The following is a 23772-nucleotide window of genomic DNA, read 5'->3' on the forward strand; positions in this document are numbered from 1 at the left end:
TTAACGGTTCTGTTCCGGATTCCACTGGGCATACCGCTGACCGCGCAGGAACTGCCACAGGCCGAGACTCATCCCGGCGAGGGTGACCAGCAGAAACGCAGCGAGGCGGAAGGGCTTCGGCAAGCGGTGTTGCGAATCCAGCAGCCCGGCGATCGCGATGGCATAGCCGAACAATTGCGCGATCAGGGCCAGACGATAGAAACCGTGGTCGTCCCACAGCCAGAAGTTGCTCAGCAGCAACGGCAGCAACAGCACCGGCGCGAGACGGCGGATCAGTTTGTGGCTGATCAACGCGATCGAATACAGGCCATATTTCAGCGGATTGAGCAGCTCGCGGCGCTGGGCGAGGCTTTGCAGACCGCCGACGGTGACGCGTTGGCGGCGGCGGAATTGCTTGTCCGCCTCATCGACCCCGTGGTCGATCACTTGCGCTTCCGGCACATAGACGATGCGTTTGTGCGCGACCGGCGCGCAGGTGCTGATAAAGAAATCGTCGTTGACCTCGGCCGGCACGTTCTGGAACAACTCGCGGCGCAAGGCGAGCAGGGCGCCGTCGGCGGAGACCATGCAACCGGTGCGGTTCTCGACCCGGCGCAGCCAGCCTTCGTAATGCCGATAGAGGCTGTCACCCACGCTCAAGCCGCCGCCGGTGACCGGAATCACCATGTGCCCGGCGCAACCGCCGACTTGCGGATCATTCAGCGGCGCAAGCAAGTAGCCGAGGGTTTCGCGCGACCATTGGTTGTCGGCGTCGGTGAACACCAGAATGTCACCGGTACTCAGCGCCACACCGGCATTCAGCGTCGCGGCTTTTCCCTGGCGCGGCAGGTCGAGAATGGTGATGCGCGGGTCGACGATTTTGTGCGCGCAGGCCACTGTGTCATCGGTCGAACCGTCGCTGGCCAGAATGATCTGCAGGGTCGCTGGTTGATAATCCTGCGCCAGCAGCGTGCGCAACTTGTGCTCGATATGCCGGGCTTCGTTGTGCGCGGCAATCACGATGCTCACGTTCAACGGCGGCGCTGGTGTGTGCCGCCAGGCCGGGAACAACGGCGCGACTAACGTCAGCAACAGCGGGTAGCCCACGTAGGCGTAGACCGGCAGCAACAGGCACATCCAGAAAATGAATTCAGCCACGGGCAGGCCTCCTGGCGTTCCAATGACACAGACTCAAAATGAAGGCGGCGCCAGCCAGGTGCAGACGCACCCAGTGCAGGCCCCACAGTTGCAGGGTCAGACCGATATTGCGGTGTTTGAAACTCTGACGCAGGCTGAGCACCAGTCCCGGTATCAGTGTCAGCATGACCATGACGGCCGCGTGATGCGGAAAACCGTCGAGCAGCGCCGAGATCGCCAGAAAATCCAGCAGCCACACCAGCAACGACAACATCGGAAAACGCAGCAGGCGCAGGCTGAAACCGTGGGTGCGCAGCAATTGCAGATGGCTGCCCTGACGCCACAGTTCCTTGCCCATCCACTCGCGCCAGTTCATTTCGTAACCCCAGTGCAGGGCGACGTTGTCGTTGATCGACAGCAACCGCGCACCCTGTTCGTGCAGGCGCAGAGTGAATTCCTTGTCCTCGCCGGTGCGCAGGCTCTCGTTGAAACCACCGACCTTGTCGAACCAGCGCCGACGCATCAACAGGTTGGCACTGGGCAGCCAGTCGACCACGTGTGAGGTCTGCGACGACACGCGCAAGGTGCGGCGTTGCCAGGCGGTGGCGTACCACGGCGCTTCGGCAGGCGTGTGCAGATCAAGGCCGAAGACATCGGCCTGGCCGCTGGCCTCGATGTCGAACAGCGGCTGGAGCCAGTTTTCGGGCAGTTCAATGTCGGCATCGATAAACGCCAGCCATTCACCCGTGGCGATGGCCGTGCCGCGATTGCGCAACGCGCCGATCAACAACCCCGGCAGCACCAACACCTGCGCGCCGAACTGGCGGGCGATCTGCGGACCCTGATCGCTCGAGCCGTTGTCGACCACGATCAGCTCGCACTCGACATTGGCCGCGTATGCGGCTTTTTGCGCGGCGAGCAAAGTGCGGCCAATGTGCCGGGCCTCGTTGAACATCGGAATGACGATGCTGATGCGACTCATGCCCTGGCCTCCGTGGTCAATGGCGCCTGTTCGGCTTTCAGGCGCAGGACGCTGGTCATGGCGAGCATGATCCACACGTACTTCTGGTTCGGTGCGCTGAGGAACATCAGGAACAGCGTCAGCGACAGAAAGCTCACACCGAGGTGGGTCATCATGTCGGCCTGATGCCAGTCGCGGCGCAACATCCACGCCGCCCGCGCGCGAATCAGGTTGTACAGACCGAGACCGAGCATGCCGACGAACAACAGTCCGGCAGGCACGCCCAATTCACTGAAGATTTCCAGGTAGGTGTTGTGCGCGCGGCGATAGAGGTCGCCGATCTTGCGATTGGCCGAAAACGCCTTGGCGTAACCGGTGGTTGCGTAGTGCAGCGGGAAGGTGCCGGGGCCGGAACCGAGCAGCGGGTTCTCGCGGATCATCTGGCTGCCGACCACGATGTACGAGGCGCGGCGACCGAGGGATTCGTCCTGAGCCTTGGAACCGGCGCTGAGAATACTCAGGGACTGGATGCGCGCCATATAACCGGCCGGCATTGCGTAGATCGCCAGCGGAATCACGATCGCCGCGCCAAGCATGGCGAAGCCCAGATGCCGAGGGCGAATCCGTGTCAGTTGCGTGCGGTAATGCCAGCAGCCAATCAGCAGGCTCAGCGCCAATACCACCAGCCCGGAGCGCGATTCGGTTTTGGTCATGCCGCCCAACAGCAGCAGGCAGCAACCGCCCCAGAACAACCGGTGCAGCAGGTTCGGGCTACGGATCACCAGCAGCAGCCCCAGCGGAATGGCAAAGGCGATCAGCATGGCGAACGCGTTGGGGTCTTCGAGCAGACCGGCGGCGCGGCCCTGATCCTGGAATTTGGCCGAGAACATCGCCATCGCACAGGTGGTGCTGACGGCGAGGGTGACGAGACGGGCGAACAGGTCAAGGTTCAGTTCACGGCCGATCAGTAAGGTGATGACAAACAGGATCAAACCGACGCTCAGCTCGCGAAGGTGCCCCAGCGACATGCCCAGGTCATCGGTATTGAGCAGGCTGAGGAAATACAGAACCATGAACCACACGAGGTAGCGCCAGATATTGCTGCGCAGGCGCTCCGAGGGAATCTGGTGCAACGCCAGTTGCAGCATCAGGATCACCGCCAGCGAAGCACCGATCAGCTTGCTGCCGGAGAACGACGTGTCCTTGAAGAAGCCCTCGAACGGCACCAGTGCGGCAATGCCGAGCAGACCCCAGGTCGGCTTGCGGTACAACACCGCAAAACCCACCAGGCCCAGCACCGCCCCCGGCGCCAGAAACGGATAAGGGCTGGCCAGCAAACCGATGCAGACCAGACCGAGCAGACTGACGATCGAGAGCGGGAAAATCATGCGCGTGCCTCCCGTGCCGTGCGGATGTACAGCTGCGACCAGCGTTCGGCCAAAGCCTTGAGGTCGTAGCGATCCTGTTGCGTGCGTTTTGCGTTGTCGCGCAGTTGCCGGGCCAGCTTCGGCTCGCTCAGCAAAGTGTCGAGCTGGCGGGCGAGGGCGGCGCAGTCGGCCGGTGTGGCGAGCAAGCCGTTGTGCCGGTGTTCGAGCACATCGGGAATGCCGCCGACGCCGAACGCCACCACCGGCACCCCGGCTTGCATGGCTTCGAGCAAAATCATCGGTGTCCCTTCGGTGCGCGAGCTGATCACCAGCGCATCGAGTTGCCGCCACCACGGTTGCATGGCGATCTGATAACCGGGCAAACGAATCCGTTGTTGCAAACCGGCGTTGTCGATCCGCGCCTGCAACGCCTCGCGTTCCGGGCCATCGCCGAGCATCACCGCGTCCAGTTGCGGATGCTGATGACACAGCGGGATCAAGGCATCAAGAAACAGATCCGGACCTTTCTCACTGCTCAAACGGCCGACGTAACCGGCCAGCCAGCGTTGCCGATCCGCAACCGGCACCAGCGCCGCAGCGGCTGGCAGACCGTTGGGGATCACCTGCAATTTATCCGCCCGTACGCTGGCCTGACGGTGCAGCGTGGCGATGCTTTCCGCCACGCAGACCACCCGATCCACCGACGCGGTGCGGCACAGTTGCAGGCTCAGCCAGGTGTAGAACTTCTGCTTGCGGCTGCGCGGTGTGAAGCCGTGCTGGGTGATCACCAGCGGCAGGCGCAACAGGGTTGCGCCAACCCAACCGAACAACAGACCTTTGAAATTGTGCGTATTGATCAGCGGTTCTTCACTGCGACGCTGGCGTAGATGCCGGAGCAATTCCCCCAGCCCGGCACACCCGCGACAGTCGACCCCGGCCTCGCGAAAGCGCGCGATCAGTTCTGGCGGCGCGTCGAGGAACAGCACCTGATGCTGCCCCGGCGTCGCCAGGCAATGATCCAGCAACATGCGCTCGGCCCCATAGAAGCCGCCGCTGCTGAGCAAATGAATGATCGGCAGCGCGGCAGTCGGGGAGGATGCGCTGCTCAATTGCGCACCCAGTGCAGGAAGCTTGGCACGGTCCAGTTCTTGTGCGGATTGCTCGGCAGCGCGTTCTGGTCGTTGATCACCAACAGCACCGGTACGCCCAGCTCGTGGCTGATTTGCGCCGGGTGTTTGAAGCGGTGATCGAAGAACTCACGCACATAGACCAGGGCAATCGCCAACAGCAACCCGGTGAACAAACCGAACGGAATGATCAGGCCCGGTTTCGGGAACGCGGCTTCGGTCGGTTCGAACGGCGGGCTGAGCACCCGGGCGTTGGACAGATCGTCGTTGAGCGCGCCGGTGGTGCTGCTTTCGGCGAAACGCTGGGCGTAGGTCGAGAAAGCGGCGTGCAGCGCATCAATCTCGGTGTCCATCTGCCGCAGCTTGCTCTGGGTCTGCTGCAACTCGTGGATGCGGTTCTTGAACTCGGCGATGCGCGCGGTTTTCTGATCGATCACCTGCTTGACCACCGCCAGATCGGCGGTGCGTTCCTGAATGCGGTTGCTCACCACTTTGAGGAACTGCTGACGGGTGCGGGCGATTTGCTCGCGGGTCAGCAACATCGGTTCGCTGCCGGGCTGGAACACTGCCAGGTCATTCATGTAACGGCTGACCTGCGTGGTCAGTTGTTCGCCCATCTGTTTGATTTCCCGATCCTCGAACGCCACGTTGTCGACGGTAGTGGTGAAGGTGAAGGGGAAGGTGTAGTCGTTGAGCTTGTTGTTGGTGGCCGCAGCCATCGCGGTCTTCAGGTATTCGAGCCAGCGCTGGCTCTGCAACAGGCGATCCTGATACAGGTTAAGCGCTTGCTCCTCAGTATTGATCGCGTTGAGGCGGAAGGTGATTTCCTCCTTCGGATCCGACGAGCCGACACTTTCCAGCAAGGCCTGGCGGTTACCTTCCAGGCCATCGAGGCGCACCTGATAGAGATGCTTCTTCGACTCGTAAAAGGACTGCGGCAAGTCGATCGACTGCAAGGCCTGACGGCTGACCAGATAGTTCTGCAGCAAGGCTGAAACGAACGTCGTGCCCTGATGCGGATCGGGGAAGCTGTAGATGATCGAGATCACGTTGGAGCCGGGCAGGGTCTCGATTTTCAGACTGTCGATAGCTTGTTGGGTCAGCGCGTCGAGTGCGGTGTCACGCACCGGATCAGTTTCCAGCCCGAGCACGTTGCGCACCGGGTTGATCACGTACTGACGCAGCGGCGAGCTGATGTAGCGCTTGAACGGCTCGGCCACCAGTTTGCTGAAGATGCCCGGCGAAGGCGTGTATTCACCTTTGTCGCGCAGTTCGCTGATGGTCTGGCGGATCAGCGCCGGTGAACGGAGGATATTGCTTTCCGTCTCCATGTCCGCCAGCGACGGCGGAATAAAGGTGGCGTTGTCCACCGTGAGCGACGTGGTGGCGTCACCCTGAGAGAGTTTTTTCGACTGCACGATGACCTGCGCGGTGATATCGAAGCTCTGTTTGAGCACCAGCGGCAGGAGCAGGGCGATGACTGCAAAGATCAGGAAGACCCGTTTCACCAGTTGCTTGTTGGCGAAGAAGATCCTGAAGAACTCATGCAGGTAGTTTTCCTTTGGATTCATGTCGGTCACCTGAGAGTCAGTTGTTGTTGCTGTCTTTGTTGTCGACGCGGTAGCCGAAGCTGAACCCGACGCCCTGGAACAGCACCACGTCAGCCAATTGGCGGGCGAGTTCGCCGGCGCTGGCCAGTTTGGTTTTCGGCACGTAGAGCATGTCGTCCGGTTGCAGATACGCGATCTGCGAAGCATCGCCGGACAAGGCCTTCTCGACGTCGTAGCGCACCGCCTGCACCTGATTGCCGTTGCGGCGCATGATCACCACCGAATCCAGGCGAGCCTTGACGTTGGTGCCACGGGCCAGGGTCAGTGCTTCAAGCACCGATACCGGCCGGCGGATCGGGTAGGAACCCGGCTGGCCGACTTCACCGAGCACGTAGATCTCGTTGCCGGCGGTGGATTTCAGCAGTACGTCCACGGTCATGCGGCCGGGCAGTTGCGCGTACTTCTTGTTGAGGAAGGTTTCCAGTTGATTGACGGTCATGCCTTGCAGCGGCACGGCGCCGATTTCCGGGAAACTCGCGTAGCCGTCGGTGCCGACAGTGATCTCACGGCTCATGCCGGTGGCCGGGTGGTTCAGCGCGCTTTTCAGATTCTGCTCGTTGGTCAGCGGGCTGATGATCTGCACGGTCAACTGATTGCGGTTGGGCTGGAACAGCTGCTTGCGTTGATAGGCGCGCTGGATTTCTTCGCGCGCCTGATCACTGGTCAGTCCAGCGATTTTCACCGAGGTGTTGGCGCCCGGCAGTTCGATGGTGCCGTCGGGCAGCACCAGTTGGTTGCCGTTGAGCTGGCTGGCAGCGGTGAAGTTCAGGCCGATCTGGTCACCCGACTGCACGCGGTAAGCGTCCGAGCCACTGGTGCTGATATGGAAGATCACATCGAGCACATCCTGCGGACGCAGGGTCTGCTCGATCTTCGGCATGTCGGTCGCCTGAGCGTTGGCCGGGCTGGCGGTGAGGATATTCACCGGCATGTTCTGGGTGTCGGAATTGCTGGAGCAACCTGCAAGCGGCAGCATCAGCAGCACAAGAATCTTGGCGTTCATGGCGTCATCCTTCGCGTTCGCTTAGAGGTTTTTGTAAAGCCATTTGGGCATGTAGTACTTGCGCCGGTTGAACACGCTGCCGACCACTTTTGCCCCGGCCTGGGTCAGGCGTTGCACGGCGGCCTGGGCGACTTCCCAGCGGGTGTCCTCGGCGCGTACGACAAACACCACGCCATCGACCTGAGTACTGATCACCAGCGTGTCGGCAGCGGAATACACCGCGTCGCCGTCGATCACCACGAAGCGGTACTGACTGCCCAGTTGATCGAGCAACGGGCTCAGACGCTCGGCGGTCAGGTGTTCCATGGTGCGGATCGGCCGGCCGTTGGGCAGCACATGAAACGGCAGGCTCGACACCTGCACCACGCAGTCCTGCAACAGCGGCGGGTTGTCCGGGTTGAACAGCAGGTCGCGCAGGCCGCGTTCCTTGCTCAAGTTCAACTGCTGGGTGAGGTTGCTCGCCGATTGGCTGGCGTCGACCAGCAATACTTGGCCGCTGCTCATTTGCGCCAGTTGGCTGGCCAGCGCCAGGGCACTGGTGGTGGTGCCGGCGCCGGGGTTGGCGGCGGTCAGGAACAGGATCCGCAGATCGAGATCCAGCACGGTCGAGGTCAGGTTCGATTCGCTGGGGTTGGCAATGCTCAGGCTTTTGTTGGTTGAACCGTCCATTAGCTTGCTCCGTGGCCGCTGAATACTTTGAAGGGGGTTTTCAACAGAATCTTCAGATCAAGCAAAAGGCTCTGCTCGGCGATATAGCTGAGGTCCAACTCAACGCGCTGGTCGAAGTCGATATTGCTGCGTCCGGAGATCTGCCACAGGCCGGTCATGCCGGGGTAGATCGCCAGACGGGCAAGGTGGTTGTCCTTGTAGCGGTAGGCGTTGAACGAGGTCGGACGCGGGCCGACCAGGCGCATGTCGCCGGTCACTACATTGATCAGGTTGGGCAGTTCATCGAGGCTGGTGCGCCGCAGGAAACCGCCGATGCGGGTGATGCGTGGGTCCTGATCAATCTTGAAGTCGATGGCGTCGGCACCGTGCTTGTTCAGGTGACGCAGCGACTCTTTCAATTCTTCGGCGTTGGCGACCATGGTGCGGAATTTGTACATACCGAACTTGCGACCGCGGTAGCCGGTGCGTTTTTGCACGAACATCACCGGACCAGGGCTGCTGAACTTGATGGCCAGTGCCAGGCCCAGTAACAGCGGCGAGATCAGCACCAGGATCAGCAACGCGCCCAGGCAGGCGACCACGCGGTTGGTGCGTGACAATTGCCATGGACGACCACCATCGCGCCCGGTGAACCAGCCGCGACCCTGACGGTGAATGGCTGCGTCGAGGCGCATTCTGTGCTCGGGGTCGACGCGCTTGTCTCGGCGCATCTCTTGGATCGGTACACCTTTCTCATGTCCAGTCATGGAGTCCTCCGCATGAATTCAGCCGCGAGCGGCGCGTGGGCGATAGGCAGTGGGGTAGTAGTCGCGAAACCAGGCGATGAAACGTCCAAGTCCCTCATCCAGCTCTATCCGGGGCTGAAATCCGGTGGCCTGGGCCAGATCGCTGGCCTCGGCGCAGGTGTTGAGCACATCGCCCGGTTGCAGCGGCAGCAGCTCGACAATGGCTTTCTGGCCGAGGTGCTTTTCCATCAGCGCCAGATAGGTCTTGAGTTCAACCGGATGCTGCCCGCCGATGTTGAACAGCCGCCACGGTGCCATGCTGCTAGCCGGGTCGGGCTGCTCGCGGTCCCATTGCGGATTGGCGTGCGGCGGGCGTTCGGTGAGGCGGGCGATGCTTTCGATGATGTCGTCGATGTAGGTGAAGTCGCGCTGGTGCTCGCCGTAGTTGAACAGCTTCAACGGCGTGCCTTCGCTGATCGCCCGGGCGAACTGGATCGGCGACATGTCCGGCCGGCCCCACGGCCCGTACACGGTGAAAAAGCGCAGGCCGGTGCAGGGGATGCCAAACAGGTGGCTGTAACTGTGCGCCATCAGCTCGTTGGCTTTCTTGGTCGCGGCGTACAGCGACAGCGGGTGATTGACGCCGTCCTTGACCGAGTACGGCGTGTGCTGGTTGGCGCCGTACACCGAGCTCGACGAGGCGTAGATCAGATGCTCGACCGGGTGATGCCGGCAGCTCTCCAGAATGTTCAGGAATCCGTTGAGGTTGCTGTCCAGGTACGCCCGTGGATTTTCCAGCGAATAACGCACCCCGGCCTGCGCGGCAAGGTGAATCACGACCTCTGGGCGTTCGCGAACAAACAGCGCCTCGATGGCCGAAGCATCGGCCAGGTCAACCGTTGCGAGCTGGAAATCGCCGGCCTGCTGACGCACCCACTGCACGCGGTCGTGCTTGAGTTGCGGGTCGTAGTAGGCGTTGAAATTGTCCAGACCGACCACCGAGTGCCCGTCGCGCAGCAACCGCAGTACGCAATGGGCACCAATGAAACCGGCCGCACCGGTGACCAGGACCTTCATGGCCGTAGTCCTTCAGGGGCAATGTGGCGTAGACCGATGCCGCTGTAATGCAGGCCGGCGGCCGCCACTTGTTCCGGGTTGTACAGATTGCGGCCGTCGATGATTACCTTCGAGCGCAGCTTTTCGGCGAGCAGTTCGAAATCGACCACGCGGAAGTTCTTCCACTCGGTGCAGATCACCAGCGCATCGGCGTCCTCCAGAGTGTCGTCGCGGGTGGCGCACAGGTGCAGGTCGTTGCGATAACCGTAAATGCGTCGGCATTCGGACATGGCTTCCGGGTCGTAAGCCTGCACGCTGGCGCCTTCGGCCCACAGCGCATCCATCAGATAACGGCTCGGTGCTTCACGCATGTCATCGGTATTGGGCTTGAAGGCCAGGCCCCAGATCGCGATGGATTTGCCGGCCAGACCTTGCGGGAACTGTGCTTTGAGTTTGCTGAAGAGGATGTGCCGCTGCAGGTCGTTGACGTCGGTGACGCTGCGCAGCAGTTTCAGCGGCATGCCGTTGTGTTCGGCGGTGTGCAGCAGGGCGCGCAGGTCCTTGGGAAAGCACGAGCCACCGAAGCCGCAGCCCGGATAGATGAAGTGGTAACCGATGCGCGGATCTGAACCAATGCCTTTGCGCACGGCCTCGATGTCGGCACCGAGCAGTTCGGTGAGATTGGCCAACTCGTTCATGAAGCTGATGCGCGTGGCGAGCATCGCGTTGGCGGCGTACTTGGTCAGCTCGGCGCTGCGGTTGTCCATGAACATCAGTTTTTCGTGGTTGCGGCAGAACGGCGCGTACAACTCGCTCATCTGCTCGCGGGCCGCGTCGTCGTGGGTGCCGACGATGATCCGGTCCGGGCGCATGCAGTCGGCGAGGGCGCTGCCTTCCTTGAGGAATTCGGGGTTGGAAACCACGCGCACAATCAGGCCGGTCTTGTCGCGGCGTTGCAGTTCGCTGTTGGCGGTGGCGAGCACTTGATCCGCCGTGCCGACCGGCACCGTGGATTTGATGATCAGCGTGCGATCGGCTTCCATGTGCGATGCGATTTGTCGGGCAACGTTGAGCACGTGGCTGAGGTCGGCAGAGCCATCCTCATCGGCCGGGGTGCCGACGGCGATGAAAATCAGCTCGGCATGCTCGACGGCATCGCTGGCCTGAGTGCTGAACAGCAGACGGCCGGCCTTGATGTTCTCCTCAAGTGTGCTGGACAAACCTGGCTCGCTAATTGGGGGCACCGCTTGTTGCAGTTGTTTAATCTTGTTTGGGTCAATGTCCACGCATAAAACGCGATGACCGACATCTGCAAGTGCGGCGGCTTGTATTAATCCAACATAGCCCGTGCCAAATACGCTCACGTCCATCTGCGCACCCTCGATAGAGCGAAAAGAAGAAGTTCAAAATGAGACTGTCAAAAGGGGTATAGCGCAGGGTTTGAAAAGCGTGTCAGCAAAATGACATGTTGCACCTGTATAACAGCCCCAATTTTGGGGGCGATTGGCCATCAAGTGCTTGCAATTGCTGGATTTGTCCCGTGCTTGACGCTTTTTTCACATTTCAAAGAAAACGATGGACGGTCGAAAGCCGCGAATTTAAAGGCTTTCAGCAACTTGAGTGTGTCAGATTTGAGTCATCGGTTTTTTGACGCTTTGCGAGAAACTCAGCCATTTCTTGCGCTTTGATGGCCGGGTGCTAGTGTCAGTTTTTGACCGACAAACTCTTGACCCTTTACGGTTTTCACCCGACCGGAATTGCCATGTTTCGATATCTGAAAGAACTGCTTTTAGTTATTTATTTGCTGCTTTATTCCGAATATTACATAGAGCGGTTAAATGCTATCGGCCTCGGTTTTTCTGTACTTCTTTTTGGCGCGATGTTTTTGGCGCTTACTTTGGCGTTATATCTAACGGCATATATACGACAGACACTCATTCGGCATGCATTCGCATTGGCGATGTTTGCCTCAGCGGTGTTTTTCGACGTCTACACCCGGGTCACCGCGGATTACCTGAGCTACAGCAGCTTCGTCTCGCTGGTGTATTCCGGCGGTTTCATTCAGGAAGCGGCCTACCAGTATCGAGACGCGATTCTGCACGGCGCCCTCAGTGGTTTGCTGTTGTTGTTCGGCATCGGTCTGAAGCCACGCCATGGGTTGGCAATTGCGAATTCGTTGCGTGTCGCGGCACCGCTGTGTGGCGTGCTGTTGCTCAGTGCGGTGCTGTTCTTGCGAGCGGGTGAGGGCGCCCGTGGCTTGCCGATCATGTACACGCCGCTGGCCTACCTCAATCTGTTTGCCTATGAAGCACTGCACAACACGGTCGGCCCGCGTGAACCGGTGACGCTGGCACGCGCCTCGCAAGCCGTCGGCCATGACATCGTGCTGATCATCGACGAAAGCATCTCCGGCAATTATCTGGATATCAACGCGCCGTTCGGTGTGCACAGCAACCTCAAGCAGGCGCGTCCCGGCGTCGATATCTTCAACTACGGCTACGCGGCCTCCATCGCCAATTGCAGCGCCGACACCAACGTGACCCTGCGCTACGGCGGCACCCGCGCCGACTACATGCGCATCAACAGCACGTTGCCGTCGATCTGGCAGTACGCCAAGAAAGCCGGGTTGCGCACTGTGTACATCGATGCCCAGCGCACCGCCGGCAATCTGCAGAATCTGATGACTGATACCGAGAAGAAGGACATCGACCAGTTCGTGCAATTCGACCAGACCAGCGTGCGCGATCGCGACATGGCGGCGGCAGCGAAGCTGATCGAATTGCTCAACGACGACAAATCAGAGCTGGTGGTGATCAACAAGGTCGGCGCGCACTTTCCGGTGCACGACAAGTATCCCGATGCGTTCATGGCCTACCGCCCGACCTTGCCGCGTGGGCAATTCACCGAGGTGGCCGATACCGGCGAGCGCAACGGTTTCAATGGTCAGCCTGATGATTGGGTGCTGTACCGCAACGCCTACAAGAACACCGTGTTGTGGAACGTCGGCGAGTTCTTTGCGCGGGTGTTCGCTCAGGGCAATCTGAACAATGCGTTGCTGATCTATACGTCTGATCATGGCCAGGATTTGCATGAGCGCGGTAATCCGGGCTTGAACACTCACTGCGGTGGCGATCCAGTGGAAGAGGAAGGATTGGTGCCGCTGGTGGTGATTCAGGGCAGCGATCTGAAAACGCTGGACTGGTCGGCACAACTGGCGGCGAACAAGGATCGCTCCAGCCACTACAACATCTTCCCGACGCTGTTGCAGTTGATGGGCTACGACCTGGCGGGGATCGAGGCCGTTTATGGCAAGCCACTGAGTGTCGCGACGGCGGATGAATTCACCTTCAACTACCGCTTCAATGCGCGGTTGGGGGCCAAGCCTGAGTGGAAGCACATTGATCTGGGCAGCATTGTCACGCCGTCGCAGGCGCCGGCGAGTGTGGCGGCTGGTCAGTAGACTTTGTGCTGGCAGGACTGGCCCCATCGCTGGCAAGCCAGCTCCCACAGTGTTTTAGGGTGAATTCAATAGTTGTGAACAACGTCATTCCCTGTGGGCGCTGGCTTGCCAGCGATGAGGCCATTGAGTTCACTGCAAGATTCAAGTCTGTCATCGCCATCCGCTATCCTTGCCCCACACTGACCGATCAGGTGGCGGCATGCTTCGTGTTGAAAACGTCTTCAAAAGCTATCTCACCCCACAAGGCCCCTTGCCGGTGTTGCAAGGTGTCGACCTGACGCTGGCGCCCGGCAGCAGCCTGGCGTTGATGGGCGAATCCGGCAGTGGCAAAAGCACGTTGCTGCACCTGGCGGCCGGTCTCGACAAAGTCGACAGCGGCAGCATCCGCAGCGGCGAGCATCGGCTGGAAAACATGAACGAAGCGCAACTGGCGAACTGGCGGCGCACAGAAATCGGTCTGGTGTTCCAGCAGTTCAACCTGATCGGCAGCTTGCGCGTCGAAGACAATCTGGCTTTTCAGGCGCGACTGGCCGGGCGTCATGAGCCGCGTTGGCAGGCGCATCTGGTGCAGCGTCTGGGGCTCGGCGATTTGCTCAAGCGCTATCCCGAACAACTGTCGGGCGGTCAGCAGCAGCGGGTCGCCTTGGGCCGGGCATTGGCGTCGCAGCCGAAATTGCTGCTGGCCGATGAACCCACCGGCAGCCTCGACGAAGCGACCAGTGATGAAGTGCTGCGCTTGTTGCTGGAATTGCTCGATGACACCCCGACCACCTTGTTGATGGTCACTCACAGCCCGCGCGTCGCGGCGCGATTGGAGCAGCGGGTGGTGTTGTCCAACGGGCGGCTGACGTGATCGTCTTTGCACAAACGCTACGTGCGCTGCTCAGCCATTGGCGGCGCCATCCGGTGCAGTTTTTCAGTGTGCTGACCGGGTTGTGGCTGGCGACCAGTTTGCTCACCGGCGTCGAAGCGCTGAACAGTCAGGCGCGCGACAGCTACGCGCGGGCCAGCCAATTGATCGGCGGCGAGCCGCAGGCCAGTCTCAGCACGCCGAACGGGGCGACCTTCGCGCAGCAATGGTTCGTTGATCTGCGCCGAGCGGGCTGGCCGGTATCGCCGCTGTTGCAGGGGCGGTTGCTGCTCAAGGGTTTTGAAAATCAGCGGTTGCAATTGATGGGCATCGAACCGGTGTCGCTGCCGGCCGACTCGGCGGTGGCCGGGCAGGCGCTGCCGATTGAGCGTGTTGTCGAGTTTTTCACGCCGCCGGGCAGCACGTGGATTTCTCCGGAAACTTTGCAAGCGCTGGATCTGCGTGAAGGCGACACACCGCAAACGGCTAATGGTCGGCGATTGCCGCCGTTGCTCGCGCAAAAGGACATGGCGCCCGGCCTGTTGCTGGTGGACATCGGCGTCGCGCAAACCCTGCTGGAACAACCCGGACAATTGTCGCGTTTGTTGCTGCCCAAGGATTTCCACGCCGAGTTGCCCGCCGTGTTCAAGGGGCAGTTGCAGCTCAAAAGCAGCGGCGAGGAAAACAATCTGGCGCGACTGACCGAGAGCTTTCACCTGAATCTCGATGCGTTGGGTTTTTTGTCGTTCATGGTTGGCTTGTTCATCGTCCACGCCGCGATTGGCCTCGCTCTGGAACAGCGGCGCGGCTTGTTGCGTACTTTACGCGCCTGTGGGGTCAGCGCGCAGATGTTGATCTTGTGCTTGATCGTTGAGCTGGGTGTGCTGGCGCTGATCGGCGGGCTGTTCGGCGTGATCAGCGGTTATTGGTTGGCAACCGTGTTGCTGCCGGATGTCGCCGCCAGCCTGCGCGGATTGTACGGCGCCGAAGTGGCGGGGCAGTTGCGCCTCAGTCCTTGGTGGTGGTTCAGCGGCATCGGCTTGAGCCTGCTCGGCGCCTTGCTCGCCGGGGCTAACAGTCTGCTGCGCGCCGCCCGTTTGCCGTTGTTGGCCGTGGCGGATCCGCAAGCCTGGCATCAGCAATATGCGCGCTGGTTGCGCCGACAAGGTTGGCTGGCGGCGGTATTGGGCTTGATCGCATTGGCGGCGTTGATCTGGGGCGACAGTCTGGCCAGCGGTTTTGTTCTGATGGCCGGATTGCTTATCGGCGCCGCATTGGCGCTACCGGTGTTGCTCAGCGCGCTGTTGAATCAGTTGCTCGGGCGCAGTCGCTCGGTGCTGGGGCAGTGGTTTCTCGCCGATTGCCGCCAGCAATTGCCGGCACTGAGTCTGGCGTTGATGGCGTTGCTTTTGGCGCTCGCCGCCAATATTGGTGCGGGTAGCATGACCGCCGGTTTTCGCCAGACCTTCAACGACTGGCTAGAACAACGCCTGAGTGCCGAGTTGTATATCAACCCGAGCAATCCGGCCCAGTCGCGGGAAATGTACAGCTGGCTCAAGCAGCAACCTAAGGTCGGGGCGATTCTGCCCAACTGGCAGGTCGCGGTGACGTTGCAAGGCTGGCCGGCGGAGGTGTTCGGCATCATCGATCATGCGTATTACCGCCAGCACTGGCCGTTGCTCGATGTCAGTGGCAGCGACCCGTGGGCGCATCTGGCCACCGACGATGCGGTGATGCTCAGCGAACAACTGGCGCGTCGGTTGAAGGTACGGGCGGGTGATCGACTGACGATTCCTGCGCCGTATGGCGCGTGGTCGCCGCGCATCGTCGGCATCTACGCCGACTACGGCAATCCCAAGGGGCACTTGCTGGTCAACATCAATCACTTGCTGCGCGGCTGGCCACAACTGACGCCGAACCGTTTCAATCTGCGCATCGAGCCGCAGAACATCCCGGGATTTTTAGCTGCATTGCAGACGCGTTTTCAACTCGATGACAGCCGCATCGTCGATCAGGCGCGGCTCAAGGGCTGGTCGGTGCAGGTTTTCGAACGCACCTTTGCGGCCACTGCGGCGTTGAACAGCCTGACCCTGGCGGTGGCGGGTGTGGCGCTGTTCATCAGCCTGCTGACCCAGAGTCAAAGTCGCCTCGGCCAACTTGCACCGCTGTGGGCGTTGGGCGTAACGCGGCGGCAATTGATGCTGCTCAATCTCGGCCAGACGTGGCTGCTGGCGGTGCTGACATTGGTGCTGGCGTTGCCGCTGGGGATCGCGCTGGCGTGGTGTCTGGACGCGGTGATCAACGTGCAAGCGTTTGGCTGGCGGCTGCCGTTGCGGGTGTTTCCGTGGCAGTTGCTGCAACTGATGGGGTTGGCGTTGCTAGCGACGTTGCTGGCGTCGGCATGGCCGCTGTATTCGCTGTACCGCACGCAACCGGCGGATCTGCTGAGGACGTTTGCCCATGAGGATTAACTTCGCTGTGCTCATGGTTTTGTTGCTGCTCGGTGGTTGCGATCAATCAGCGCCGGAGCAGAAGGGTTTTGCCGGGATGGGCGATCAGGCGTTGGCGTTTACGCCGGTGGTGCCGGGTCGGGTGTTCAGTTTTCCGGCGGATCATGGCACGCATGAGGGGTTTCGCATCGAGTGGTGGTACGTCACCGCCAATCTCAAGGATCAGCAGGGCAATGAATTCGGCGTGCAGTGGACGCTGTTTCGCAGTGCGCTGAAACCGCTGGCGGAGCAGGCCGGGTGGGCTGATCAGACGATCTGGCTGGGGCACGCGGCGGTTACTTCGAGCACAGTGCACCACGCCGCCGAACGTTACGCCCGAGGTGGAGTAGGGCAGGCGGGTGTGCGGCTGGCGCCGTTCGAGGCGTGGATTGATGATTGGCGGTTTGCCAGTCAGGCGCAGGATCCGTTGAGCGACCTGCAACTCAGCGCTCGCGACAAGGACTTTGCCTATCAACTGCACCTCACTTCCAGCCGCCCGCTGGTGTTGCAAGGCGACAAGGGTTTCAGTCAGAAATCCGAAGAAGGTCAGGCGTCGTATTACTATAGCCAGCCGTTTTTCCAGGCCAGCGGCACCTTGCAGATCGACGGTCAGAGCTACACCGTCAGTGGCCCCGCATGGCTCGATCGCGAATGGAGCAGCCAGCCGCTGACCGCCAATCAAACCGGTTGGGACTGGTTTTCTCTCCATCTGGACAGCGGCGAACACGTGATGCTTTATCGCATGCGCCAGAGGGACGGCGCGCCGTATCTCACTGGCACCTGGATTGCTGCTGACGGTCAGACGCAAACCCTGCGCCGTTCGCAGATTCAGCTCACTCCGCAGGACACCGCCAAAGTCGCCGGTCGGGCGATGCCGGTGAAATGGTCGATCAGCATCCCCGACAAACACCTCGATATCACCCTCAATGCGCTCAACCCGAATTCCTGGATGAACTTGCGTATCCCGTACTGGGAAGGTCCGGTGCGCATCAGCGGCAGCCATCCCGGCCAGGGCTATCTGGAAATGACCGGGTACTGAAAGGTATCCGCAAATCCCTGTAGGAGCTGCCGAAGGCTGCGATCTTTTGATGTTGGTTTTAAAAGCAACCTCAACAGATCGCAGCCTTCGGCAGCTCCTACAATGGATCGGTTTGAACTCGGCTTGCTGTGTTGTCCTCTATAGAAAAACCTGTCGAGGATTGGCCATGAGCGACGACCTGCAACCCACAGACATGACCACCTGGCAACGCCTGTTCGACGACGAAACCTACTGGCAGCAATCCCCCGACGCCCACTACTTCGACCTGCAGCGCATCGCCGATGACCTGCTCGGCCAGGGCGCCATCGATCTAGAGCAATGGCAGCTCCTGCGCGCCAAGGCCGACGACCTGCACAAGGATTCACCCGCGATCAACGTCGCTCGTGAACTCGACGACCCCGAAGCTTGAGGACAACCCCATGAAACCGATCACCCAAGGCGAACACCCCGACGAACCCCGGCCACCCGGCGAAACCGAGCGCGATAACGACGCCCTGCGCCCCACCGACCCCAAAAAGCGTGAAAACACCGGCAAAGGCACGCCCAGCGGCGAATCCACCGCGCAGGACACCGCAAAACAACAGACCGCCTCGACACAAACCAAAGCCAAGCCCTGAACAGCGTCTATGCTCAGTGGCACGTTCGTCGCCGAAGCCAATTCGGCGCCGGGCGCTGCCATTCATCACAGGGAAAGTATTGCTTATGAAGCTCGACGCACTGGCCAAGGCCATCACCCTCGCAACCGTACTGTCCGCCACCAGCTTCGGCGCTCTGGCTGCCGATATCCCGCTGTCTGCCACTGTTGAAGCCGATCAGGTCACCACCAAAGTGATCTCCGTCGATGCCGCCAACCACCAGGTTGTGCTCGAAGGTGCCGAAGGCAAGCCGGTTCACGTTCAGCTCAGCGACAAGGCGAAAAACCTCGACAACCTCAAGGCCGGCGATCAGGTCACCATCCAGGTTCAGCGTTCTGTCGCCGCTTACCTCGACACCGATGTGGATAAAGGTCTGCCTGGCACCACCGAACGTACCGGTGAGTTGCGTAAGGCCCCGGGCAGCGATAACCCGGGTGGCGAAGCGTACCGTCAGGTTCAGGTGCAATTGAAAATCACCAAAATTGATTTGAAGACAAATCAGGTGACCCTGCAAAACCCGGCGGGCGTGTCGAAAGTTCTCGACGTGAAAAAGCCTGAAATTCAAGCCAAGCTGAAAGATCTGAAAGAAGGGCAGAGCGTTATTGTCACTTACACCGATATCTTAAAAGTGACCAGTCAACACGAAAGTTGAGTATTAGCTCTACAGAATGATTGTTCTTGTACAGGTTTATGTATGAGAACAATCATATAAAAGAATCTGTAAGAAGTTTCCCGGTAAATATCGGTGGGCAACACTTTTTAACTTTCCAGTACAAAAATTTCATGTTTAAGCATGAGGACATATCTGCCAACTTCAATTAAAATCCTCCCCGTTCGCCCAGTGTCAGGGCTCTTTACCGGTGCATGGATTGCCAGGCCATTACACTGGGCGAACACCTCTTCGGAGTAGTTGTATACAATTTCTGCAAACAAAAAGGGCGACTTTACAGTCGCCCTTTTTGTTTGCCGTGAATTAAGTCGAGGTCTGCCCCTCAGGTTTGTTGCCCTTGGAGGCGCTTCAACGTCGCTTGATACATTTTCGTCCTGCGGTGATTTTTGCCGTAGGTGCCTGCAGCGGCGACGGTTCCTGACTGGATGTGGTCCAGATAACTGAAAATCTTGCGCGGCGACAAAAACTTGATGCCATAGCCCAGGCTGCTCATTCGATCTTGCAGCGTATAACCCGGCACCTCTTCATCCATGCAGAAGTGCAGGCCCTGGGACTTCATCAAACGCGCATTCCACAATGTGCAGAAACTTTTCAGATGAGTTTCTTTGTAGGGTCTTGGCATTTTCGAGCGCAGGCCCAGACGCACTTTTGCTTTGCGAACATAGTGCTTGCAAAAGCGCGAAGTTAGTCGCCACGTATCACGCAAAACTCCCCGATTGAGTTGTTCGACACAACCGACCGCAGCCATGTCCGGAGTTTTCGTGCACTCGCGCATCATCATGGCAAACACCTCCTTGTCGTAGACAAAGGTATCGGTGTGCAACAGAAACAGATAATCGGTGTCGACTTTTTCCAGCGCCAGATCCAGTGCTTTGCCATGCGCAATATGCCCGGCTTCCTTGCCCGGCGAAGGCCGTTCGATCAAGTTGATCCAGTCGAGCGAACGCAAGTAATCCAGACTCGCATCCGCCGAATCGTTATCGACCACCCACACCGGAATGCGTTGCTCCTGAACGTGCTCACGCAAAAGCTCGAGGCACATACGGGTGATGTCCGGGGTTTTGTAATTTACCAAGACAAGGCTGAAATTCGACGCTGGCTGGGTTGGTAAATCAAACGCTTTCATGTCGGAAGGACTCATCTGCGATTCAAGGGCGACAGGGTTTCGTGGCTGCGATCGTAACGAGGCAACCTTAGTCGAACCTTAATTTGCGGATGTGACGGTAGATGTATGCCGAAGAGAGGCTGCTGGTCTAATGAAATGCATGGGGTGCTGCCGGTCATAAGCGGATAAAATGCGCGCCCCTCTCACGGTTCAAGGAAGAAACGGCGCACGCCGTTGTGTCACGGATGAAACCACTTTCCCTCTACCACCCGGCCTTGTACTGGCTGCGCGTGTGGCAAAAAAGACTGTTCCGCCAGATCGCCTGGCACTGTTCCAGCAAACGCTACGCACGCCCCGTCGCCATGGCCGAGCGCCTGCCATTTCGCTACCTCAAACACACCTCAAAACTCATCCGCAAACTCGGCGACTCCGACCTCGCCCTGCAACACAACAAAGTCATCAACCTCAAACTCGCCGTCGCCGCCATCGACAGCGTCATCATCGCCCCCGGCGAACACTTCTCCTTCTGCCGCCTCGTCGGCCGCCCGACGTTGAAGCGCGGCTACGTTGAAGGCATGGAACTGTCCTTCGGTGAGGCACGACGCGGGGTAGGCGGTGGCATTTGCCAACTGAGCAACCTGATTCACTGGATGGCCATTCATTCACCGCTGGTGGTGGTCGAACGCTCCAACCACAGCTTCGACCCGTTTCCGGATGAGGGGCGGGTACTGCCGTTCGGGTCAGGGGCAGCGATTTTCTATAACTACGTTGATCTGGTGCTGCACAACCCGACGGATCGGCACTTTCAGTTGAAGTTGAACGTCGGCGAGACACAACTCGAAGGGGAGTTGCTGTGTGATCGGGTGAGGGAATATTGCTATCACGTGTTTCAAGAGGCGCACCGGTTTGTGCGGGAGGGTGCGCGGGTGTATCGGGAGAACGAGATTTGGCGAGAGGTCAGGGAAAAGGGGCAGGTGGGGCAGTTGGTGGAAAGGGAGAGGCTTTATCGGAATCGGGTTGTGGTGAAGTATGAAGTGGCGGGCGAACTGGTTGAGTAGATGCATTGTGGATGCGGGGTTTTAGCTTCGATGACGTAAGTGTTGTTCTTCAGCTTTTCGTGGATTTTTTATGCGGGTTAGCTGTTTACCGAGTAAGGGGGCAGGCTATTCGGGGGGAGACCACTTCTAGAAGAAAGAAAACGTGGTTTATCCCCCATTGTTCCCACTCGCCGTCGGTGATCGTAGAGCGCTCCAGCCGCAGCTTCGCCCGCTCCGGGATCAGGCCCCGGCTCCGGGGCGGTGATTTTCTTTAACTACCAGGAGATCTCAGTAGCCATAAACAGGGACGAAATAAGAAAGCGGTGGGTGCGTTTTTTTCCATTCTTCTGCGAATAGAAGGCCTTGCTTGATTTCTTGCTCCGTCATTTTTTCAGCTATATCAGGCAGTATCATCCTTCCATCTTCACCTGCTGTCCCGCCGCCCTCGAATTTAGACATCAGATAGGCTAGTCCATAAGCCTCAATCATGTTTTTTGGATAGTCTAGATCGTTTGGCAAATGGGCTAACCTGAGAGCGTAATTGCCGACTGCGCTGGCATAACCGTTTTCGGCCGATTGTTTCAGCCAATAAGCAACTTCTTCTTTCTTGCCATCATGTTCGAATAGATAGTTGGCATAAAGATACATTGCCTTGGGATATCCACCTTCAGCTGAGGCTTTGTACCACTTTTGAATGGTTCTATCGCGGCTACCCGGAATAAGAAACCATCCGTCTCCGTCATCGTAGATTCCAGCGAGTGTATTTTGCGCTAAAGGATCACCTGCCTCAGCGGCCATCTCCAGCCAACTAAAGCCTTGTCTAGTGATGAATAAAATGGTCATCGCTTCAGTGTCGTTGTTCTTGGCACGTTCCTGAGCTATTTGTATTACTTGCTCACGCCATTCGTCTGCACCTTTGCCACCGCAGCCTTTCATGTCGAGACAAATATTGTTTTTACTGCTTAGTCTTAACATTGCGTAGAGGTGACCCTGATTCGCTGCTGCTTCATACCATTTTCTCGCTTCGTCAGTTGTGTATCGGTTGCTCAGACGAATTGCCTCTGCGAGGTAATACTGAGCTGTCTCGTCACCGGCTATAGCAGCACTCTCTAGTAAAGGTTGAGAGTCATACCAGTCGCTTTGCTGATATAAAGTTAGTCCTTTTTCTTTTGCTAGCTGCTGCTCTTGGGTTAATTGCGCAAAAGCTGAGCAGGGAAAAAGGGTGGATAGAAGTGTGACTAGTACAAGCTTAATCAAAGGTTCATTCCTTGTGTCCGTTTGTCATGGGCTTTATTTTTATAAACATCATCCCGAGCCCAATCATTGCCCTCGCTTGGAAAGCCTAGCCGAAATTACTACTGCCTACGTCGAGGAATGTGTCATTCACCTCAACAAAGCTTCCGCCCAAATCCATGGGGACGTTGCCCGTTGGTATCGGAAGCGGGGAGAGGAATAATGCTTCACCTGTCAATGGTGGCATTCCTGTGGGATGGGCCGTGGCGAAATATAAACCACTTCAATGTCGGATTTTGTTTCGAAGTCTCCGGCGTGAGGATGTCGGTCGTATTTATCGCCAAGGCACTATTCATCAGTTGGTGGACTCGGGCTCGCGAGATGGCTCTGCAAACTTCACCTTGAAGTAATCCAACAGGTTCTGACCTTTGGCGAAGGCCTTCCTGATTTCGGTGCTCTCCTTGAGCAACGCTTCGCTTGGCATAGCGTGTTGCTCGAGGGGGAGAGGTCTTGACCATTCCAGGATTTCTTTAGGGAAGGCGGCTTTGGGGCGGTTATTTATCCAGGCTGCGATGTAACAAGGTATCGTCCAGCCACTGAAAAACTGAATAATCAAAAATCCCCAGATATACCGTAGGAATGAATGATGAGAACGGTATCCTTGTCTACACATATGAAAATACGAGACTGATCCTGCTTCTAATTCATCTGATTGCTCTATGGGTAACGCTTTAGGCCCTTCCTCCATATAGGCACGTATGGCCTCCCACTCAGCTATGGCTTGGTTCAAATTACCACTTGGAACAGTGACCCAAAGCACATCGCCATTTTTGTCGCGAAGTCCGATCATTAGTTTGAACTCGGGGATTACAGCATATTGAGTGATCAGCTTGCTAACTGAAACACTCGCGATAACCTCTTCCCACGGCACATAACGAGGGGGGATTCCCTTCTTGGGAACATAAACAATCTCCCGACGCTGGCGATTGAAGCGTATGGGAGGTTGATTGCTGGCTTGGCGAATTGCAAAGAAAAATACGCAAAGGTAAAGAGTTGCAAGTGCTCCCACAAAACCCCAAACCGCAATGCTTGTAAAGAAATCAAGCCAACTACTCCAAAACGGCTCTACATCTCTTCTTATCCAAGACCCAAACCCCGTTGTAAAAAACATAAAAATTAACAGGAACATCACCGCCCCAATTCCCGCTCGGGCCATAAACTCAAAACTTCCTCGTGAGATGGCAAAGTCCAAGAAAACTTCGTTGGCATAGCGGTGCAGTTGGCGCGCATTGAAAGGTAGCACTCCGGTCGGTACCGGTTTCGGTGATAAATAGACTATCTCAGTCCCCGGCTTTCTCTCGACATCACCTGCGTGAGGCAGCCGATCATATTTGTTTTCAAGCATGCAGATGCTCCGGCTTCACGTCGACCCACTGTAATGGTGTTTGACTGGCTCCGACGGAATGGAAGAGTAAAGAAAACAGTGCAATTGCGATTGTTTTTATCATTAATGTTTCACCCTTTGTTGGCAGTCTTGGATTTTTTAACGGCATACGCGGGGGGGCTTTTTAAGGGGTTGAAGTGCTTGCTGATTATTTTGATGTTGAATTCTGAGTGTTG

At 58.4% G+C, this 23772-nt stretch carries 21 protein-coding genes; 8 read left to right on the top strand and 13 right to left on the bottom strand.

Going from position 1 to position 23772, the window contains the following annotated elements:
• The 10 genes from M5G26_RS26345 to M5G26_RS26390 are packed head-to-tail and all read right to left on the bottom strand — an operon-like array spanning position 1 to position 11004.
• Positions 1–1137 (bottom strand): glycosyltransferase, encoded by a 1137-nt coding sequence (locus M5G26_RS26345; RefSeq protein WP_273916890.1) that lies wholly within the window; start codon positions 1135–1137, stop codon positions 1–3.
• Positions 1130–2098: a glycosyltransferase gene (locus M5G26_RS26350; RefSeq protein WP_273916891.1), complete on the bottom strand. Its 969-nt coding sequence runs from the start codon at positions 2096–2098 to the stop codon at positions 1130–1132. The genes M5G26_RS26345 and M5G26_RS26350 overlap by 8 nt, the downstream gene beginning before the upstream one ends.
• The gene (locus M5G26_RS26355) at positions 2095–3465 is read right to left on the bottom strand and encodes an O-antigen ligase family protein (RefSeq protein WP_273916892.1); all 1371 of its coding nucleotides are present in this window, start codon (positions 3463–3465) and stop codon (positions 2095–2097) included. The genes M5G26_RS26350 and M5G26_RS26355 overlap by 4 nt, the downstream gene beginning before the upstream one ends.
• Positions 3462–4553: a glycosyltransferase family 4 protein gene (locus M5G26_RS26360; RefSeq protein WP_273916893.1), complete on the bottom strand. Its 1092-nt coding sequence runs from the start codon at positions 4551–4553 to the stop codon at positions 3462–3464. Before M5G26_RS26360 ends, M5G26_RS26355 begins: the two co-directional genes overlap by 4 nt.
• Entirely contained in the window at positions 4550–6142 is a 1593-nt protein-coding gene (locus tag M5G26_RS26365) for a GumC family protein (RefSeq protein WP_150693418.1), read from the bottom strand. Before M5G26_RS26365 ends, M5G26_RS26360 begins: the two co-directional genes overlap by 4 nt.
• A gap of 16 nt (positions 6143–6158) precedes the next feature.
• On the bottom strand, positions 6159–7184 hold the full coding sequence (locus M5G26_RS26370; RefSeq protein WP_242208716.1) for a polysaccharide biosynthesis/export family protein: 1026 nt from the start codon (positions 7182–7184) through the stop codon (positions 6159–6161).
• Between the two features lie 21 nt (positions 7185–7205).
• On the bottom strand, positions 7206–7853 hold the full coding sequence (locus M5G26_RS26375) for a CpsD/CapB family tyrosine-protein kinase (RefSeq protein WP_008084477.1): 648 nt from the start codon (positions 7851–7853) through the stop codon (positions 7206–7208).
• Complete coding sequence (locus tag M5G26_RS26380) at positions 7853–8599, bottom strand: sugar transferase (protein ID WP_150693420.1); 747 nt, start codon at positions 8597–8599, stop codon at positions 7853–7855. Before M5G26_RS26380 ends, M5G26_RS26375 begins: the two co-directional genes overlap by 1 nt.
• Before the next feature lie 18 nt (positions 8600–8617).
• Entirely contained in the window at positions 8618–9655 is a 1038-nt protein-coding gene (locus M5G26_RS26385; protein WP_273916894.1) for an NAD-dependent epimerase, read from the bottom strand.
• Positions 9652–11004, bottom strand: coding sequence for a UDP-glucose dehydrogenase family protein (locus tag M5G26_RS26390; protein ID WP_273916895.1), 1353 nt, complete (start codon positions 11002–11004; stop codon positions 9652–9654). Before M5G26_RS26390 ends, M5G26_RS26385 begins: the two co-directional genes overlap by 4 nt.
• Before the next feature lie 392 nt (positions 11005–11396).
• Between M5G26_RS26390 and M5G26_RS26395 the strand changes: the two genes are divergently transcribed.
• From M5G26_RS26395 to M5G26_RS26425, 7 genes are all read left to right on the top strand, one after another.
• On the top strand, positions 11397–13094 hold the full coding sequence (locus M5G26_RS26395; RefSeq protein ID WP_273916896.1) for a sulfatase-like hydrolase/transferase: 1698 nt from the start codon (positions 11397–11399) through the stop codon (positions 13092–13094).
• Between the two features lie 199 nt (positions 13095–13293).
• Positions 13294–13947, top strand: coding sequence for an ABC transporter ATP-binding protein (locus tag M5G26_RS26400; protein ID WP_273916897.1), 654 nt, complete (start codon positions 13294–13296; stop codon positions 13945–13947).
• Complete coding sequence (locus tag M5G26_RS26405; protein ID WP_273916898.1) at positions 13944–16415, top strand: ABC transporter permease; 2472 nt, start codon at positions 13944–13946, stop codon at positions 16413–16415. The genes M5G26_RS26400 and M5G26_RS26405 overlap by 4 nt, the downstream gene beginning before the upstream one ends.
• Positions 16405–17472 carry a lipocalin-like domain-containing protein gene (locus tag M5G26_RS26410; protein ID WP_273916899.1) on the top strand — a complete coding sequence of 356 codons (1068 nt, stop codon included), beginning with the start codon at positions 16405–16407 and terminating at the stop codon, positions 17470–17472. Before M5G26_RS26405 ends, M5G26_RS26410 begins: the two co-directional genes overlap by 11 nt.
• 166 nt (positions 17473–17638) lie before the next feature.
• Entirely contained in the window at positions 17639–17881 is a 243-nt protein-coding gene (locus M5G26_RS26415) for a hypothetical protein (RefSeq protein ID WP_038369573.1), read from the top strand.
• Between the two features lie 10 nt (positions 17882–17891).
• Positions 17892–18089: a hypothetical protein gene (locus M5G26_RS26420; protein WP_038369571.1), complete on the top strand. Its 198-nt coding sequence runs from the start codon at positions 17892–17894 to the stop codon at positions 18087–18089.
• 85 nt (positions 18090–18174) lie between these two features.
• Positions 18175–18759, top strand: coding sequence for a hypothetical protein (locus M5G26_RS26425; RefSeq protein WP_273916900.1), 585 nt, complete (start codon positions 18175–18177; stop codon positions 18757–18759).
• A 340-nt stretch (positions 18760–19099) separates the two neighbouring features.
• On the opposite strand, the gene M5G26_RS26430 is transcribed toward M5G26_RS26425, so the two are convergent.
• The gene (locus tag M5G26_RS26430) at positions 19100–19903 is read right to left on the bottom strand and encodes a glycosyltransferase family 2 protein (protein WP_273916901.1); all 804 of its coding nucleotides are present in this window, start codon (positions 19901–19903) and stop codon (positions 19100–19102) included.
• A 224-nt stretch (positions 19904–20127) separates the two neighbouring features.
• On the opposite strand from M5G26_RS26430, the gene M5G26_RS26435 reads away from it, so the two are divergent.
• A complete protein-coding gene (locus M5G26_RS26435) occupies positions 20128–20940 on the top strand; it encodes a VanW family protein (RefSeq protein ID WP_273916902.1) in 813 nt (270 codons plus the stop codon).
• Between the two features lie 267 nt (positions 20941–21207).
• Here the strand turns inward: M5G26_RS26435 and M5G26_RS26440 are convergent, their stop codons facing one another.
• Together M5G26_RS26440 and M5G26_RS26445 are read right to left on the bottom strand one after the other, a co-directional pair.
• Positions 21208–22176, bottom strand: coding sequence for a tetratricopeptide repeat protein (locus M5G26_RS26440; protein WP_273916903.1), 969 nt, complete (start codon positions 22174–22176; stop codon positions 21208–21210).
• Between the two features lie 331 nt (positions 22177–22507).
• Positions 22508–23557, bottom strand: a complete 1050-nt coding sequence (locus tag M5G26_RS26445; protein ID WP_273916904.1) for a DUF6708 domain-containing protein — start codon at positions 23555–23557, stop codon at positions 22508–22510.
• Between the last annotated feature and the right edge of the window lie 215 nt (positions 23558–23772).

It is taken from the genome of Pseudomonas sp. TNT2022 ID642, assembly GCF_028656995.1.
Taxonomy (GTDB): Bacteria; Pseudomonadota; Gammaproteobacteria; order Pseudomonadales; family Pseudomonadaceae; genus Aquipseudomonas.

Coding starts and splice junctions, on each gene's coding strand:
- M5G26_RS26350 (WP_273916891.1), bottom strand. CDS start 2,098: ATGAGTCGCATCAGCATCGTCATTCCGATGTTCAACGAGGCCCGGCAC.
- M5G26_RS26410 (WP_273916899.1), top strand. CDS start 16,405: ATGAGGATTAACTTCGCTGTGCTCATGGTTTTGTTGCTGCTCGGTGGT.
- M5G26_RS26425 (WP_273916900.1), top strand. CDS start 18,175: ATGAAGCTCGACGCACTGGCCAAGGCCATCACCCTCGCAACCGTACTG.
- M5G26_RS26380 (WP_150693420.1), bottom strand. CDS start 8,599: ATGACTGGACATGAGAAAGGTGTACCGATCCAAGAGATGCGCCGAGAC.
- M5G26_RS26355 (WP_273916892.1), bottom strand. CDS start 3,465: ATGATTTTCCCGCTCTCGATCGTCAGTCTGCTCGGTCTGGTCTGCATC.
- M5G26_RS26370 (WP_242208716.1), bottom strand. CDS start 7,184: ATGAACGCCAAGATTCTTGTGCTGCTGATGCTGCCGCTTGCAGGTTGC.
- M5G26_RS26365 (WP_150693418.1), bottom strand. CDS start 6,142: ATGAATCCAAAGGAAAACTACCTGCATGAGTTCTTCAGGATCTTCTTC.
- M5G26_RS26390 (WP_273916895.1), bottom strand. CDS start 11,004: ATGGACGTGAGCGTATTTGGCACGGGCTATGTTGGATTAATACAAGCC.
- M5G26_RS26420 (WP_038369571.1), top strand. CDS start 17,892: ATGAAACCGATCACCCAAGGCGAACACCCCGACGAACCCCGGCCACCC.
- M5G26_RS26445 (WP_273916904.1), bottom strand. CDS start 23,557: ATGCTTGAAAACAAATATGATCGGCTGCCTCACGCAGGTGATGTCGAG.
- M5G26_RS26435 (WP_273916902.1), top strand. CDS start 20,128: ATGAAACCACTTTCCCTCTACCACCCGGCCTTGTACTGGCTGCGCGTG.
- M5G26_RS26400 (WP_273916897.1), top strand. CDS start 13,294: ATGCTTCGTGTTGAAAACGTCTTCAAAAGCTATCTCACCCCACAAGGC.
- M5G26_RS26395 (WP_273916896.1), top strand. CDS start 11,397: ATGTTTCGATATCTGAAAGAACTGCTTTTAGTTATTTATTTGCTGCTT.
- M5G26_RS26385 (WP_273916894.1), bottom strand. CDS start 9,655: ATGAAGGTCCTGGTCACCGGTGCGGCCGGTTTCATTGGTGCCCATTGC.
- M5G26_RS26430 (WP_273916901.1), bottom strand. CDS start 19,903: ATGAAAGCGTTTGATTTACCAACCCAGCCAGCGTCGAATTTCAGCCTT.
- M5G26_RS26375 (WP_008084477.1), bottom strand. CDS start 7,853: ATGGACGGTTCAACCAACAAAAGCCTGAGCATTGCCAACCCCAGCGAA.
- M5G26_RS26415 (WP_038369573.1), top strand. CDS start 17,639: ATGAGCGACGACCTGCAACCCACAGACATGACCACCTGGCAACGCCTG.